The organism is Flavihumibacter sp. UBA7668, from assembly GCF_002483205.1.
In the GTDB taxonomy this organism is placed as follows: domain Bacteria; phylum Bacteroidota; class Bacteroidia; order Chitinophagales; family Chitinophagaceae; genus Flavihumibacter.
Map to the genome: position 1 here is coordinate 192,833 of NZ_DLHM01000003.1, position 15,161 is coordinate 207,993.

The 15,161-nt window shown below is 42.5% G+C and carries 14 protein-coding genes; 9 read left to right on the forward strand and 5 right to left on the reverse strand.

Features of this window, described 5'->3' with window-relative positions; translation table 11 throughout:
* Nucleotides 1–59 precede the first annotated feature (59 nt).
* Nucleotides 60–485, reverse strand: a complete 426-nt coding sequence (locus B2746_RS06625; RefSeq protein ID WP_290792070.1) for a hypothetical protein — start codon at nt 483–485, stop codon at nt 60–62.
* 51 nt (nt 486–536) lie between these two features.
* On the opposite strand from B2746_RS06625, the gene sucC reads away from it, so the two are divergent.
* Both sucC and B2746_RS06635 read left to right on the forward strand, forming a co-directional pair.
* Nucleotides 537–1,754, forward strand: a complete 1,218-nt coding sequence (gene sucC / locus B2746_RS06630; protein ID WP_290792071.1) for an ADP-forming succinate--CoA ligase subunit beta — start codon at nt 537–539, stop codon at nt 1,752–1,754.
* 68 nt (nt 1,755–1,822) lie between these two features.
* Complete coding sequence (locus B2746_RS06635) at nt 1,823–2,605, forward strand: glycoside hydrolase family 16 protein (RefSeq protein WP_290792072.1); 783 nt, start codon at nt 1,823–1,825, stop codon at nt 2,603–2,605.
* Here the strand turns inward: B2746_RS06635 and B2746_RS06640 are convergent.
* Nucleotides 2,602–2,829 (reverse strand): CDGSH iron-sulfur domain-containing protein, encoded by a 228-nt coding sequence (locus B2746_RS06640; protein WP_290792073.1) that lies wholly within the window; start codon nt 2,827–2,829, stop codon nt 2,602–2,604. The genes B2746_RS06635 and B2746_RS06640 overlap by 4 nt on opposite strands.
* 44 nt (nt 2,830–2,873) lie before the next feature.
* Here B2746_RS06640 and B2746_RS06645 point away from each other — a divergent pair, with 44 nt between their 5' ends.
* From B2746_RS06645 to B2746_RS06675, 7 genes are all read left to right on the forward strand, one after another.
* On the forward strand, nt 2,874–3,419 hold the full coding sequence (locus B2746_RS06645; RefSeq protein WP_290792074.1) for a DUF1415 domain-containing protein: 546 nt from the start codon (nt 2,874–2,876) through the stop codon (nt 3,417–3,419).
* A 204-nt stretch (nt 3,420–3,623) separates the two neighbouring features.
* Nucleotides 3,624–4,196: an RNA polymerase sigma-70 factor gene (locus tag B2746_RS06650; protein WP_290792075.1), complete on the forward strand. Its 573-nt coding sequence runs from the start codon at nt 3,624–3,626 to the stop codon at nt 4,194–4,196.
* A 1-nt stretch (nt 4,197) separates the two neighbouring features.
* On the forward strand, nt 4,198–5,217 hold the full coding sequence (locus tag B2746_RS06655) for a FecR domain-containing protein (RefSeq protein WP_290792076.1): 1,020 nt from the start codon (nt 4,198–4,200) through the stop codon (nt 5,215–5,217).
* A 28-nt stretch (nt 5,218–5,245) separates the two neighbouring features.
* Nucleotides 5,246–7,012, forward strand: a complete 1,767-nt coding sequence (locus tag B2746_RS06660; protein WP_290792077.1) for a carboxypeptidase-like regulatory domain-containing protein — start codon at nt 5,246–5,248, stop codon at nt 7,010–7,012.
* Between the two features lie 60 nt (nt 7,013–7,072).
* A complete protein-coding gene (locus B2746_RS06665) occupies nt 7,073–9,418 on the forward strand; it encodes a TonB-dependent receptor (RefSeq protein ID WP_290792078.1) in 2,346 nt (781 codons plus the stop codon).
* 25 nt (nt 9,419–9,443) lie between these two features.
* Entirely contained in the window at nt 9,444–10,163 is a 720-nt protein-coding gene (locus B2746_RS06670) for a head GIN domain-containing protein (protein ID WP_290792079.1), read from the forward strand.
* A gap of 156 nt (nt 10,164–10,319) precedes the next feature.
* Nucleotides 10,320–11,309: a YpdA family putative bacillithiol disulfide reductase gene (locus B2746_RS06675; RefSeq protein WP_290792080.1), complete on the forward strand. Its 990-nt coding sequence runs from the start codon at nt 10,320–10,322 to the stop codon at nt 11,307–11,309.
* Between the two features lie 9 nt (nt 11,310–11,318).
* Here the strand turns inward: B2746_RS06675 and B2746_RS06680 are convergent, their stop codons facing one another.
* The 3 genes from B2746_RS06680 to B2746_RS06690 are packed head-to-tail and all read right to left on the reverse strand — an operon-like array spanning nt 11,319 to nt 15,147.
* Nucleotides 11,319–12,623, reverse strand: coding sequence for a GntP family permease (locus tag B2746_RS06680; RefSeq protein ID WP_290792081.1), 1,305 nt, complete (start codon nt 12,621–12,623; stop codon nt 11,319–11,321).
* Nucleotides 12,608–14,056 (reverse strand): gluconokinase, encoded by a 1,449-nt coding sequence (locus tag B2746_RS06685; RefSeq protein ID WP_290792082.1) that lies wholly within the window; start codon nt 14,054–14,056, stop codon nt 12,608–12,610. The genes B2746_RS06680 and B2746_RS06685 overlap by 16 nt, the downstream gene beginning before the upstream one ends.
* An 8-nt stretch (nt 14,057–14,064) precedes the next feature.
* Complete coding sequence (locus B2746_RS06690) at nt 14,065–15,147, reverse strand: hypothetical protein (protein ID WP_290792083.1); 1,083 nt, start codon at nt 15,145–15,147, stop codon at nt 14,065–14,067.
* Nucleotides 15,148–15,161: the final 14 nt, after the last annotated feature.

The window sequence follows — 15,161 nt, forward strand, 5'->3', positions numbered from 1 at the left end:
AATTTAATACCAAAACAAATATCGTGCAAAATGAAGAGGATTCTACTACAATAAATCAACTAATTGGAAGGAATTGAGTGAACGAGACTGAATCCAACCAATGGAGTACGAAGACGTCGTATCAGCGTAAAAAGTAACTGATCCTGAACCATGGCTACCTGCGCAGATTGCCTCGCTCCAAGCCACTCCTCCGCAATACCCAACAATCCGTCCAGTTCAAGCCATTTTCCAGCTTCCAGTTTTTCGGTATCATCCAGATCATACGCACTGACACATTGTAATAACTGACGTTCATCTCCAAAAAACAGCACCGGTTTTGTAGCTATATGCAGATTTTCCAACGCCAGTTTTGAGGATGGCTCCAAAACAGCATCCCAGGCTGCGTTTGCAATTAATCCATACCAGTTGCCCAGCTGTACCGGAATGGCTTTCCCTGCTCGTAATGCGACAAGATTCTCCTCAATCAGCTGATCAAATTCAATCATCCGTCAAAATTATAGAACAGTTTCTATTATCTTCGCCCCAAATTTCGCACTATGAACTTGCACGAATATCAAGCAAAGGAATTATTGAAAAAGTACCAGGTGCCGGTGCAGGAAGGCATTGCCTGCAGTACGCCAACTGAAGCTGAAGAAGCCTATCGTACCATTCATACCCAGTACGGCAGCAAATTTGCTGTTGTAAAAGCCCAGATTCATGCGGGCGGTCGTGGTAAGGGAAAGATTCAAGGAACCGAACAACGTGGTGTGGCAGTTGGCAAGAATGCAGAAGCTGTCAAAGAAATTGCACAGAATATCCTGGGTGGTACCCTGGTTACCATTCAAACCGGCGAAGCCGGAAAGGTTGTTAATAAAGTGCTGGTTGCCCAGGATGTGTATTATGAAGGAGCCAATCCGGTAAAAGAATTTTACCTGTCTATTCTGCTGGATCGCGCAAAGGGCCAGAATGTAATCATGTATAGCACGGAAGGTGGAATGGATATTGAAGAAGTAGCCCATAATACACCAGACAAAATATTTAAAGAGTGGGTACATCCCGGCGGACAATTACAAGGCTTTCAGGCAAGAAAAATTGCGTTCAACCTCGGACTGAGTGGCGAAGCTTTCAAAAATTGCGTAAAGTTTGTTACCAATTTATACAACGCCTATGTTGGATTGGATTGTGCCATGCTGGAAATCAATCCACTTTTCAAAACATCCGATGAAAAAATCATTGCAGTCGATTGTAAAATGAATATTGATGACAATGCACTGACCCGTCATGCTGAGCTGGCAAACCTGCGTGATATTTCTGAAGAAGATCCAACCGAAGTGGAAGCCGGCAAATTCAATCTTAACTTTGTTAAGCTGGATGGAAATGTGGGTTGTATGGTGAATGGTGCGGGACTGGCGATGGCAACCATGGATATGATCAAATTAAGTGGTGGAGAACCTGCCAACTTTCTGGATGTAGGTGGTACGGCAAATGCGCAAACCGTTGAAGCCGGATTCCGGATCATTCTGAAAGATCCCAAGGTAAAAGCGATCCTCATCAATATTTTTGGCGGAATTGTACGTTGCGATCGTGTTGCACAGGGTGTTATTGATGCCTATCAGACCATGGGCAATATTGAAGTTCCGATCATCGTACGGCTGCAGGGAACCAATGCAGAAGAAGCCAAAAAGCTGATTGACGAAAGTGGGCTTAAAGTTCAAAGTGCAATCCTGCTGAGTGAAGCTGCTGATCTCGTAAATAAAGCAGTAACTGCGGCGTAACCATCAGGCATAACCGAATACAAATCCCGCTTCCCCGGAAGCGGGATTTTTTTATTTATCTTAGTTGGATGAAATACTTTTTATACCTGTTGATTGGCGCAACATGTACGCTAAATGCAGATGCTCAACAATGGAAACTGGTATGGTCAGATGAATTCACAATTCCCGGTTTACCGGACCCCAAAAAATGGAGTTATGATATTGGCGGCAATGGCTGGGGCAATCAGGAAAAGCAGGTGTATACAAGGGCAGACAGCAAAACAGCCAGTGTACGGAATGGATCACTTTTTATTACAGCGAATAAAACTCCGGAAGGAAAATATCATTCAGCAAGGCTGGTAACCAGGGGTTTGGCCGACTGGCGGTATGGAAGGATAGAAATCAGGGCACGCCTGCCAAAAGGAAACGGTACCTGGGCCGGTATCTGGATGTTACCCACAGATGATGCATACGGTGATTGGCCAACGAGTGGAGAAATAGACATTCTGGAGTTTGCCGGATACCAACCCGATTCCATTTTCACCGGCCTTCACCTGGATGCTTACAACCAGGAGCTCGGCAACCAGAAAAGAAAGGGGCATTACCTACCCATGAACTCGCAGGATTTTCACATTTATGCCATTGAATGGCTGGAAAACCACATCCATTTCAAAATTGATGGCAATACCGTCTACTCCTTCAAAAAGCAAAAGGATGAGATGGAAGTATGGCCGTTCGATCAGCCTTTTTACCTCATCATGAACCTCGCCATTGGAGGAAGATCAGCAGGAGAAAAAGGGATTGATGACAATCTATTGCCTCAATCCCTGGAAGTTGATTATGTGCGGATTTCCCAACCCGCGGCCCATTAAGGTGTTTTTTTAGGAGGTAGGGCAAATGCAATGGCTTCGTGTTCAAAATGCCCCTTGTGTGAACCATCGCAAAAAGGTTTATTCTGGGACAGCCCACAGCGACAGATGCTCACCAGCGTTCTACCCCCCAGATCATAGAGATTACCTTCTTTATCACGGATTTCAAAATCGCCTTCAATTCGCAAAGAACCATTATTATTTACAGTAATTGTGGTAGTAGCCATTCGTTCAAATTTTATGCTGCGAAAATAAGGGTTTAATTTGCAGCATGCAGGAAGCTCAACAAATCATTCAGGAAACAAGACAATGGATTATTTCTGTTGTGATTGGTTGTAATTTTTGCCCCTTTGCTGCAAGGGAAATGGAGCGCAACTCGGTACATTTCGAGTTGGCAGAATCGCCTGCAGCCGCTACCATACTTCTTCAATTGTATAATCTGATGGAAAAAATGGAAGAAGACCGTTCGGTTGAAACGGCCTTCCTTATTTTACCGGTGGACTGGTCCGATTTTATGCTCTACCTCGACCTGATTGATCAGGCTGAGGGATTAATTGAAGAACAGGATTTTGAAGGAATTTACCAGGTGGCGAGTTTTCACCCCGCTTATCAGTTTGCAGGTTCTCCACTTAATGACCCTGCCAATTTTACCAACCGATCCCCCTACCCTATGTTACACCTTTTACGGGAGGAAAGCGTGGAGAAAGCCCTTGAGTTGTATCCGGGAGATCCGGAAGAGATTCCCGAGCGGAATGTTCGTTTTGCACGGGAGAAAGGCCTTGCATATATGAAATCCCTCTATACGAAAGGAGCATAGTGCCGTTTATCCTAATTTACCGGCTATTAACCTTCTACCGGATAAATCCTGCTTAGTTTTGCTATCCAATCCGGTTCCCCCTTAGAAACATTTCGGTAAAAAATATTTTACCGAAATAGGGGTAGATCATTCTTCAGTTGTCGGAAGATAAAAGACCCCGTGTTGTTGAGTTATTCCTTACGATACCAGCATGAACCAACTAAAATGGCAGTTATAGAAGCCAGCCAGCCTGTAGTTCGCACCGATTACGGATTATTGCGATTTGAAGAGGTCTTTAAAACTCATTTTAAGGAATTACATGCCTATGCCTATACCCTGGTAAAAGAAGATCTGCTGGCCGAAGAAATGGTGCAACAGGTATTTTTCAAACTCTGGGAGAAAAAAGACAGCCTGAAAATTGAATCGTCAGCAACTGCCTACTTATATAGATCCGTATACCATGAATGCCTGAATTACCTGAAACACCAAAAAGTAAAATCAGCCTATCTCAGCTATGCAAAGACAGCTACTGAATCCAGCACAGGTTCCGCTTCACAGAAAATTCAACTTAGTGAGCTGCAAAAACACCTGAATAAAGCATTGAGTGAACTACCGGAACAATGCAGGACAATTTTTCAAATGAGCCGTTATGAAGAATTGAAGTACCAGGAAATTGCAGACAGGCTCGGACTTTCAGTTAAAACAATTGAGAACCAAATGGGGAAAGCACTTCGGCTCCTCCGAGAAAAACTGAAGGATTTCCTTCCGCTTTTATTGTTAATCCTCCTTAATCTCTGATATGCTGCCAGATTCCCCCCAACCTGCCATTGATGAGCTGCTGGTCAAATTCCTACTGGGAGAGGCAAGCAAGGAAGAAGCCAGTGAAGCTGGCAACTGGATTGCTGCCAGTCCTGAGAATCAACGGTATTTTGCCGAATTCAAGGTGATATGGGAATCAAGCCGGGAACTGGCTGAAAGATCCACCGTGAATGTGGAAGCAGCATGGGAAAGAATGAAGGGAAAAATAGAGGAAAGGGAGAAAAGGGGGACAGAGGAGAAAACGGGAGAAATAGAGAAAGAGGGGAAAAGTTTGTTAAGGAGGATGGGGATACAATGGAGACGTGCTGCAGCGATTTTGGTGGTGGTACTGGCAGGCATGATTTCCTGGTTGATTTATCGGCAATGGATTTATGCAGACCAAATTGAGATAGCAAGTACAAACGATTCCAGAAAGGAAGCATTGCCGGATGGTTCAGTGATTACAATGAACAAAGGAACATCTGTCCGCTACCCTGCCAGGTTCTCAGGAAATAAAAGAACTGTTGAATTGAAAGGGGAAGCCTTCTTTGATGTAAAACCAGACTCCAGGAAGCCATTTGAAGTAACCGTAAATGAATTAAAAATTACAGTTTTGGGAACTTCCTTTAATATTCGGGAATCGGATACTGCAACAGTTATAATTGTTGAAACTGGTTTGGTTCGGGTAAGTGATGGGGAGCAGGTAATCGAACTCGCAAAGGGTGAAAAAACTACCATCCGGAAAAACAACAGAACCTGGCTGAAAGATAACCAGTCGGATAAATTGTATCAATATTATAGAACCAGGTCATTCAACTGCGACAATACTCCGCTTTGGAAACTAGTGGAAGTATTGAATGAAGCCTATGATACCAATATTGTGATCAGTAATCCCGCGATTAAAAACACACCAATCACAACCGTTTTTGAAGATCAGCCACTGGAAGAAATCCTATCCATCATCGGGCAGACACTTGACATTACCATCACCCGGAAAGACGATATAATATATGTACAGTAAACTTGTGGCAGGGACGATCATAAAGTCAATGTGTTGGATACTGTTTTTTCTGGGCAATTCAGGAAAGCTGCAAGCGCAGCAGTTGTTGAATAAAGTAATCCAGATTTCAGTCAGCAACCAACCCATACCAGATGTGCTGGAGATAATCAGCAATAAAGGAAATTTTTATTTCAGCTACAATTCCAGCATCATTCGAAAAGACAGTCTGGTAACAATAACACCTGGATTAAGAACCGTTCGAAGTTTACTGGAGCAGCTTTTCCCACAAGGATTTGAATTCAGGGAAAGCGGGCAATATATTATTATACGAAGATTACCCTTGCAACTTAGTCTTGTTTTGAAAGAATCAGCCACCAACGAAAACAATTATTATGTAAGTGGATATGTTCGGGATAATCAAACAGGGGAAGTTGTTCCGGATGCCAGCGTTTATGAGAAAGAGCGGTTGGTAGCTACCCTGACAAATCGAAAGGGATATTTTCGGATTCGATTAAAATCCCGGTATAGCAAGGCGGCACTCACAATCAGTAAAGAATTTTACCAGGACACCACTGTAAACATACGATCGGGATACAATCAGGAAATACGTATCACGCTGGCGCCGGTAGAACTACAGGGCGCCACTGTAGTTGTAGGGCCATCTAACCTTCCCGCTCCCGACTCACTTTATATGGCGATTCCACAACCGGACAGTTCCACTCTACTCTACCTCTATAAACGAATGGACTCGCTGCGAGTTCAAAAAACGGCATTGGGAAAATTCTTTTTATCATCCCGGCTCAAAATGCAAAGTATCAACCTCGGACGTTTTTTTACGGTAAGACCGGTACAGGTTTCGTTTACGCCTGGTCTATCCAGTAATGGCAGAATGAACGCACAGGTTGTGAATAATTTTTCCTTTAACGTATTGGGCGGTTATTCAAGGGGAGTAAATGGAGCAGAAATCGGAGGCATTTTCAATCTTAATAAAAAAGATGTGAAATATGTACAGGTGGCTGGTGTTTTAAACCTTGTTGGAGGTAATATGAGTGGTTTGCAGGTTGGTGGTGTGCACAATATGGTGTTGGATTCGGTGAAGGGTGTGCAGGTTGGTGGCGTTGTCAATTTTGTAAGGGGATCATTCACTGGAGGTCAAATTGGAGGTGTTATAAATTATACTAATCATTCAGTTACTGGGGTACAAGTCGCCGGTGTCGGAAATATAAGCGGGCGTGAAATGAATGGTATTCAGATAAGTGGTGTATTTAATTACGCAAAGCGATTGAATGGTGTTCAGATCGGTTTAATCAATATTGCAGACAGCTCAGACGGATATAGTATCGGATTAATCAATGTAGTTCTAAAAGGATACCACAAGCTGGCATTGTATTCCACTGATATTACTCCTTTTAATGCAGCCTTCAAAACAGGCAACCATAAGTTGTACAGCATATTGCTGGGAGGCGTTCATCCGGATACCGGGCGAAGGGTAATCAGTTTTGGCTATGGTATTGGAACAGAGAGAAAAATAAGCAAATCGTTTTCACTTAATATTGAAGCCAGTACTCAATATTTATTCCTTGGTAGTTGGGAATATACCAATCTGCTTACAAGAGGAACGGTGAATCTGCATTGGAAAATCGGACGATATTTTTCTCTGTTTGCCGGACCTGCATTCAATGTCTATCAATCGGACCAGGACACAAAATTTCACGGTTATGCACATCCGATACCTGGCGAATCATACAAAAGCTTTTCATTGGGTGGCAATCGTACCGGTTGGTTTGGGTGGAATGCAGGAATTCATTTATTTTGATTTTTTTTATGGCTACATAGGGGTAAATGTATAATTGATTGTCGGATAAGAAAAGATCTTATGTTTCGCAAAATCATTAACCTTATCCTTCTATTATCAACCTGTTCCGGATTAGCTCAGGCACAGGTAAAACAAACCATTAAAGGTCAGTTAACAGATCAATTATTGCAACAGCCAATTGCTGGTGCAACAGTTGAAATAATCGGACAACAACGATCCACCACTACTACTGCTGACGGGAATTTTAAATTCACACAGATACCAATAGGAATGCATCAGATACGAATTACACATACCGGCTACAAACCAATTCTTCTGGAAAGTATAATACTCAATGCCGGAAAGGAATTGGTATTGAATCTTGGTATGGAGTTGGATGTTCAGAGTCAGCAGGAAGTGGTAGTAAAGGCGCGATCAGTTCGTTCAAAACCATTAAATGAACTCAGTTTGGTAAGTGCCCGCGCATTCTCCGTTGAAGAAACACAGCGTTATGCTGCAGCGGTAAATGATCCCCTACGGATGTCCACAAGTTTTGCGGGCGTAATCAGCCCAAATGATGGAGGTAATCATATTGTGGTACGGGGTAATGCGCCGAATGCCTTGTTGTGGCGGATGGAAGGAATTGAGATTCCAAATCCCAATCACTTTGCGTTACAGGGAAGCAGTGGTGGAGGAATTTCAATTCTTAGCGCCCAGGTTCTGGCAAATTCAGATTTTGTTACGGGAGCATTTGCTGCAGAATATGGAAATGCAGTTGGTGGTGTGTTTGATTTACGATTAAGAAAAGGAAATAATGAGAAACGGGAACACACAATAGAAGCCGGTGTATTGGGTATAAATCTTGCCAGTGAAGGGCCGTTCAGTAAAAATTACAAAGGTTCGTATTTAGTAAATTATCGGTATTCAACATTGGGATTGCTTAGTAAAATGGGATTAAAGACAGTAGGCGAAGGCAGCACTAATTTCAGTGATTTATCTTATAATATTTCATTACCCGCCGGTAAAGCAGGAGACTTCACCATATTTGGCATGAACGGATGGAATGATCAGGAATTTCCATTGGAAAAAGATCCGTCAAAATGGGAAGAAGAATGGAATCGGTATGGAGGATCATTTAAAGGATTTACGAGTGGAAATGGAATCACACACACGATTTCATTGTCAAAAAAATCAAGATTAAAAACGGTTTTATTAAACAGCACACAGAATACTACCAATGATCAGCAATACATTGCGCGTCCGGATAGTATAGTGGATGCATTTCGGGAGAAATTCATAACCAGAAAGTGGACACTGAGCTCCACACTAAATACTCAACTAAACAGAAAGCAGGCACTGAGAACCGGTATTATTGCACAGCAAATTGATTTCAATTATCTGCAGCGTTCAAGAGAAAATAATGCGGCGCCTGTTGAAGAAAGAATTAATGTTAACGATGAGACACAACTGGTTCAGGCTTTTGCGCAATGGCAATACAAACCAACCAATCAATTTGTACTGACTGGCGGATTCCATTTCCTTTATTTAAATCTGAACAAAGCAACTGCTGTTGAACCAAGGGTTGCTTTACAGTGGAATCCGGACAACAAAAACAGTTTTGGATTTGGTTATGGCCTGCATAGTCAGGCACAGATTATGGGTGTGTATTTTGCACAATCTATTATAAATGATCAGTGGGTGCAACCGAATAAGGAGCTGGGATTCACAAAATCGCATCATTTTGTAGGTTCATATAACAGGCAACTATTGAAAGGATTGAAATTACGTGCAGAAATATATTATCAGCATCTTTATAACTTACCGGTTAGCATTTATGACACAGCCACTGTATCTACTGTAAATATTGCGGAGAATTTCGTACTGGATCCATTAACCAACAAAGGAAAGGGAAGAAACTACGGATTGGAAATTTCGCTTGAAAAACAATTGCGTAATTATTTCTATTTGCTCTTTTCGAATTCATTTTATCAGTCAAAATATACGGCTGCGGATGGAATTGAAAGAAGTACGAGGTACAATGGTGGCATTGCAAGTACCCTTACAATGGGCAAAGAATTTGTGCACCCGGGAAACAGAAGAAGTTTTGCAGCAAATATCAAAATTATTTATGCTGGCGGGTTTCGCGATACGCCATTGGATGAAGAAGCGACCCTTGAATTGGGTTATGCAAAATATAGGGAAGCAGATGCATTTACAATTCAGAATCCCTCTTATTTCCGTACTGATCTGCGTTTAAGCATGAAATGGAACGCAAGAAAGATGACCAGTGTTTTATCGCTTGATTTTCAAAATCTGACGAACCGAAAAAATGTATACAGCAAATATTACGACAGTGTAAAGGGTGAAATCACTACTGCCTACCAGGCCGGCTTGATTCCGGTTTTAGCTTATAGAATTGAATTTTAAATAATAACCATTTAGCAATTATACCATGAAAAAAAACAATTTATTAGTAGCGTTTTTATGCTTTTTAATCAGCGCGGCCCTTCCTTCCTGTACAAAGGTTAATGGTAAGGGACCGGTGGTTTCCGAAACCCGGTCGGTGGAGAATTTCAGCAAGATTGACTTTGCCACGAGTGGGCGATTGTATTATAAACCGGGACCAGAGTACCGTGTTGAAATCAGGGCACAGCGAAATATTCAGGATGTTATTGAAGCCTATGTCAGCAATGGGGAATTGAATTTGAAGATTAAAAATAATACGATAATACATTCTTATGAGACCATAGAAGTATTTATTGAATCACCGGAAATTAATGGGTTTAAGGTAAATGGTTCGGGAGATATTTATGCCAATGATCCAATCGAAACCGATCGCTTATATACGGATATTAAGGGATCTGGCAAAATTGACATCTATCGCCTTAGTTCCGATGAATTAGAAGGGGATATTAATGGAAGTGGGGATGTACTGATACGGGGCGGATCAGTTGGAGTGGCGCGGCTGGAGATCAGTGGAAGTGGAGACATGAACCTGCTGGAATGCCAGGTGGAAGAAATGACTACGGAAACCAGTGGTTCCGGTGATATGCGGGTTTGGGTAACAGAAAAGCTGAATTCCAAAATCAGTGGAAGTGGTTCCGTACGTTATAAGGGCAGTCCTCAGGTAACCGTAAAAGTCTCCGGTTCCGGTACTGTTTCACCGTATTAGGAGTCAGACAGGTGTTAGAACGCTGTTAGAGAAGTGTCAGACAGGTGTTAGAACGTTCTAAGAAACGTATCAGACACCTGTCTAACTGGTATCTGACGTCTAATTAGTTACATTTGACGTTCGTTCTAACAGCGTCCTAACATATATCTGACACCTATGCCTATAAAGTATGATGTTGTAATTATCGGAGGAGGGCCAATCGGACTGGCTTGTGCGCTCGAAGCTAAAAAAGCTAAGCTGAATTACGTGGTTCTCGAAAAAGGATGCCTCGTTAATTCACTTTACCACTACCCTACTAATATGACATTCTTCTCCACTTCCGAGCGGCTGGAAATCGGGGGACTCCCATTCGTTTCGAATAACCCAAAACCAACCCGGGCAGAATCACTGGAATATTACAGGAGAGTGGCAGTAAGTCACGACCTCCACCTGCAACTTTTTGAAGAAGTACTGTCTGTTAAAAAAGGAAAAACCGGATTTTCCATACTGAGTTCGAAAAACAAATACCACGCAAGCTATGTTATCATCGCCACCGGATTTTACGATATTCCTTTCAGGCTCCATGTGCCCGGGGAAGAACTATCTAAAGTAACCCATTATTACAAAGATCCACACTTCTACGCATTCCAACAGGTTGCCGTTATAGGTGCGCAAAACTCTGCTGTTGATGCCGCATTGGAAACCTGGCGGAAAGGCGCCAAAGTAACTATGATTATCCGTCAGAAAGAAATTGGTCAACGGGTAAAATACTGGGTTCGGCCAGATATTATCAACCGCATTGAAGAAGGCTCCATCAAAGCCTATTTCCAAACAGAGGTTTCAGCTATTCGTGAGCGTGAGATAGATATTCAAACACCAAACGGACTTATTACCATACCCAACGACTGGGTAATTGCACTAACCGGTTATGAACCCAACCTGAATTTTCTGAAGCAATGCGGAATCAAACTCAGCAAAGATGAAGTGCATCAGCCGGAATACGATCCCATTACGCAGGAAACCAATATAAGTGGCCTGTATCTCGCCGGGGTAATATGTGGCGGGATGAATACCCATAAACTATTTATTGAAAACTCCCGAATCCATGCAACTCATATCCTGAAAGATATCCGAAAAAAACAACGGGCAAAAGGCAGCCGGAAATAGGTGGCCGAGCTAAAAAAATAAGGAGAATAACATGATCAATAACAACCCTGCAACTGAAATTATGGTTTCCATTATCGTCCATGATAGCAATGTCTCTTTTACCGTCAGGCCATAATATTCCTTGAACATCCAAAAGCCGGTATCATTTACATGTGAACAAAAAATACTTCCGGCACCCACCGATAAAACCATCCATTCCGGTGAAACGCCAGATGCCAATACCAGCGGCGCCAATATCCCTGCTGCTGTAATTCCGGCAACGGTAGCAGAACCAATTATTACACGGATAGTAGCAGCTACCAGCCAACCAGCCAGCAAGGGTGGAAATGAATATCGCGTAAAGAAATCAGCCGCCTGTGTAGCAGCCCCGGTTTGCATCAACACCTCCTTCAACGCACCGCCACCTGCAATTACCATCATGATAACCGCAATTCCTTCAATAGCTGATCCATAATATTGGGTGAGTACTGAAATCGTTATCCCTCTGCGAATACATAAAAAATAACCGGCTGCCATCGCCGAAACAAGCATTGCCAAAACTGGATCACCAATTGCCTTTGCAAAATGGATAATTCCAGAATCAGTTCCTAATAAGGGAATAATCACAGCAGGCAATGCAATCAAAACAACCGGCAAAATGGCTATTCCAATACTTATCCCTACGGAAGGAAGTGCATTTTTCTCCTCTTCTTTTTCCTCCATTACAGGTATAGTTCCAAAATTCCGAAATCGTTTTCCAAATTGTATGCCAGCCAGCCAAACCAATGGAGCAGTTACAATCAAACCATACAACATGGTCTTACCAATCGAAGCATTGAATATGGAAGCAAGGCTTACTGGTCCGGGGTGCGGTGGCAAAAAACCGTGGGTAACAGACAATGCTGCGGAAAGGGGAATAGCAACAAACATTAATGGTACTTTTGCACTGGCGGCAATCGTAAACACAAAGGGAACAAGTATCACAAAACCGGCATTGTAAAACAAGGGGATACCAACTAATAAACCCATCAGTAATACGGCCCATTGAATGCCTGATTTACCAAATTTTTCCATCAGATAAAAACTGATAACTTTTGCGGCCCCAGTTTTTTCCAATACTTTTCCCTGCATGGCACCCAGGCAAAGAATCAGTGCCATGCTTCCCAAAATTGAACCAACTCCTTTTTCCATTGCCCGCATCAAATCAGGAACTGGTATTCCATTCAATAAACCAATAAGCAGGCAGGCTGCAAGCAAAGCAACAAAGGGACTCCATTTATTCAGCGTCATCCAAAATAGCAAACCAAGCGCCAGCAAAATTATGAGTAGTGACATAAGCGTAGAAATTGTTGGTATTGATTGCGGTAAATGGTATTAGTTGAGGAATCCGGTTCCACCATTTTATAGCTGAAAGGGAGTAATTTTTCTAAATCCGTCCAATTTCTTATAACCCCTGCGGATTTCATGCCAACCCCAATAGCACCCAGGGCAGAAGCATCGGCATCTTCTTTTCCAACCTCAATTCTTCGTTCAAGTACATCACTCATTACCTGCAACCACCATTCACTTTGTGTAAATCCACCACTTGCAATTATTCTCAGAACCGAACCATTCACTTCTTCAATTCTTTCCAATATTTGTTTGAAAATAAAACAGACACCTTCCACCATTGCCCTTTTAAAGTGCCCCTGGTGATGATTCATCCGGATTCCGGCAAACATACCACTGGAAGAAGCATCCCAGACAGGAGCACGCTCTCCGCCAAAATAAGGCAGACAAACTAATCCTTCACAGCCTGGCAGAACCGAAGCAGCTTCTTTCTCAAACTGATCCAACAGAATTCCTAATGGAGCAGTTTTTCCCATCACTTTCTCCTCCCACCATTGGAGAACAATTCCTCCATTATTTGTGGGGCCTCCACATACATAATTATCGGAATCCAGCTGATAAGAAAACAAGCCACTATCCGGATCTGATTTAAACTGAGGTAGAACCACCCGTATAGCACCACTGGTTCCAATAGTCAGACTTGCAACACCTGGCTGCATAGCCCTGCTGCCAATTTGCGCCAGACATCCATCAGAACCACCTAATATATATACAAACCGATATCCGGGCTTATTTAATATCCCCCGATCCACACGCCTTTCAACCGGATGAATTTCCGGCAGCTGGTCATTTCGAATGCCGGCAAGTTCCAATGCAAGAGGATGCCAATCCTGGAGCAAGGGAGCATACATTCCCGTTGCCGCCGCCATACTATGATCAATTTCCCAATAACCTGTTAGATGGTACCAGATAAATTCTTTTATTCCAATGCATTTAAATACCCGGGCAAGCAAATCAGGCTGTTCTTCCTTAATTTGCCATAATTTAGCAAACGGTGTCATCGGATGAAAGGGTGTTCCTGTTTCCGCAACAAGTGTTCGAATCACAGGCTCTTTCCGATTTTTTGCAACAATATCCTGGCTGCTTGTATCAGCCCAGGTAGTCATTGAATTAAGAGGATAACAGTTTTCATCAACCAGCACCAGGCTGTGCATAGCTGCACTCAACGAAAGATAAACAAGTTCCTCAATACCATCCTTATTCGAAAATGTTTCAAATAACAGTTGAAGTGACAATGTCAGAATCTCCTGCGGATCCAAATGTGCACCAAAACCTTTGGTGTAAGCAGCTTTTGCCTGATGAAGCAGATTTCCTTTTTCATCCAGCACCAGGAGTTTAGTATGTGTAGTACCCAGGTCCAGGCCGGCAAACAATGGCATATTCGGTTTTACTGTCCCGAATATAAGGATACATTCCGAGGTCCTTCAAAGCTTTGTGTGTAAAGTGGAAAATAACGGGTATTGCGGTTATTTATCGCCAGTTCATTTTTAAGATAATTTGCCATCGACTCCAGATGATGCCCATCCCTACTGTCATAATCATTCAAAATCAGGTCAGAAGCCTCTCTCTGAGCAAGTTCCGGCTTATCGAGGTAAAAATAAAGTTTGCTTAATATAAAATGGGAGGCGTATCGCAACTTACGATCATGCTTATCCGTGTCTGCATATTGTTTGCGAATTTTTTCAAAATAAACGATTGCAGGTTGCACTTCTTCCCAAATGGAACCAATCGGCTCGTTGGTATTTATTTTAAATAGTGCATTTTTTATAATACCCCAGTTTGACCTGAATCGACTGTATTCCGGGTGCTTTTTATTAGCAACAATCCAAACTATATCGGAAACTCGTTTCTCAAGGTAGCCATACTGACGGGTAAGGTTAGTCGATAATTGATAAATTGTTCTGTATAAAACATCCCGGCTTACCTGAGTGGTCAGGAATACCATATTCAGCAATATATTGGCAGCTCCGATTTTTGAGCCCGATTCTGTTCCTTTATAGGTAAAATTCTGCGACCGGTTCACCATCTGGTATTCATCAATCTGCCGACCGGTATAGTCTTTTATAATTACCCGGGCTGCATAAGTATAAGTCAGCAAAGGGGAATAAAACATTTTTTTACTGACTATATTCCCGTTTTTGTCTTTTTTGATTTCTTCCCGCTGACTGATATCCGATTTTGTTATAATCAGATCTTCCATCTTCAATTGCACGGTAATATGTCCATTTGCGGCCAGCCATTTCCAGCCCTGGATTTCAAGCCGCTCAGCCGGAGATTCATTCCCGATTGCCATTTTCATCAATGGACCAAGCTGGCAGTTAAAATCATAGGTTCGAAAACTGCTATCCAATGGAAATTGAGGCAACTCTCTGTAATTCACTGAAAAAGAAAAGCGATCGAGATCAACCCGCTGACCAATAGCCTGTAGCAAAGGCAGGAAGCATACAATTACAAAACAGATCTTTTTCATAAAGGAAGAATTGG

What these genes read in the sequence shown, in the direction of transcription:
- B2746_RS06625 (WP_290792070.1), bottom strand. Translation starts at nt 485, where the DNA reads ATGATTGAATTTGATCAGCTGATTGAGGAGAATCTTGTCGCATTACGA.
- sucC (WP_290792071.1), top strand. Translation starts at nt 537, where the DNA reads ATGAACTTGCACGAATATCAAGCAAAGGAATTATTGAAAAAGTACCAG.
- B2746_RS06635 (WP_290792072.1), top strand. Translation starts at nt 1,823, where the DNA reads ATGAAATACTTTTTATACCTGTTGATTGGCGCAACATGTACGCTAAAT.
- B2746_RS06640 (WP_290792073.1), bottom strand. Translation starts at nt 2,829, where the DNA reads ATGGCTACTACCACAATTACTGTAAATAATAATGGTTCTTTGCGAATT.
- B2746_RS06645 (WP_290792074.1), top strand. Translation starts at nt 2,874, where the DNA reads ATGCAGGAAGCTCAACAAATCATTCAGGAAACAAGACAATGGATTATT.
- B2746_RS06650 (WP_290792075.1), top strand. Translation starts at nt 3,624, where the DNA reads ATGGCAGTTATAGAAGCCAGCCAGCCTGTAGTTCGCACCGATTACGGA.
- B2746_RS06655 (WP_290792076.1), top strand. Translation starts at nt 4,198, where the DNA reads ATGCTGCCAGATTCCCCCCAACCTGCCATTGATGAGCTGCTGGTCAAA.
- B2746_RS06660 (WP_290792077.1), top strand. Translation starts at nt 5,246, where the DNA reads ATGTGTTGGATACTGTTTTTTCTGGGCAATTCAGGAAAGCTGCAAGCG.
- B2746_RS06665 (WP_290792078.1), top strand. Translation starts at nt 7,073, where the DNA reads ATGTTTCGCAAAATCATTAACCTTATCCTTCTATTATCAACCTGTTCC.
- B2746_RS06670 (WP_290792079.1), top strand. Translation starts at nt 9,444, where the DNA reads ATGAAAAAAAACAATTTATTAGTAGCGTTTTTATGCTTTTTAATCAGC.
- B2746_RS06675 (WP_290792080.1), top strand. Translation starts at nt 10,320, where the DNA reads ATGCCTATAAAGTATGATGTTGTAATTATCGGAGGAGGGCCAATCGGA.
- B2746_RS06680 (WP_290792081.1), bottom strand. Translation starts at nt 12,623, where the DNA reads ATGTCACTACTCATAATTTTGCTGGCGCTTGGTTTGCTATTTTGGATG.
- B2746_RS06685 (WP_290792082.1), bottom strand. Translation starts at nt 14,056, where the DNA reads ATGCCATTGTTTGCCGGCCTGGACCTGGGTACTACACATACTAAACTC.
- B2746_RS06690 (WP_290792083.1), bottom strand. Translation starts at nt 15,147, where the DNA reads ATGAAAAAGATCTGTTTTGTAATTGTATGCTTCCTGCCTTTGCTACAG.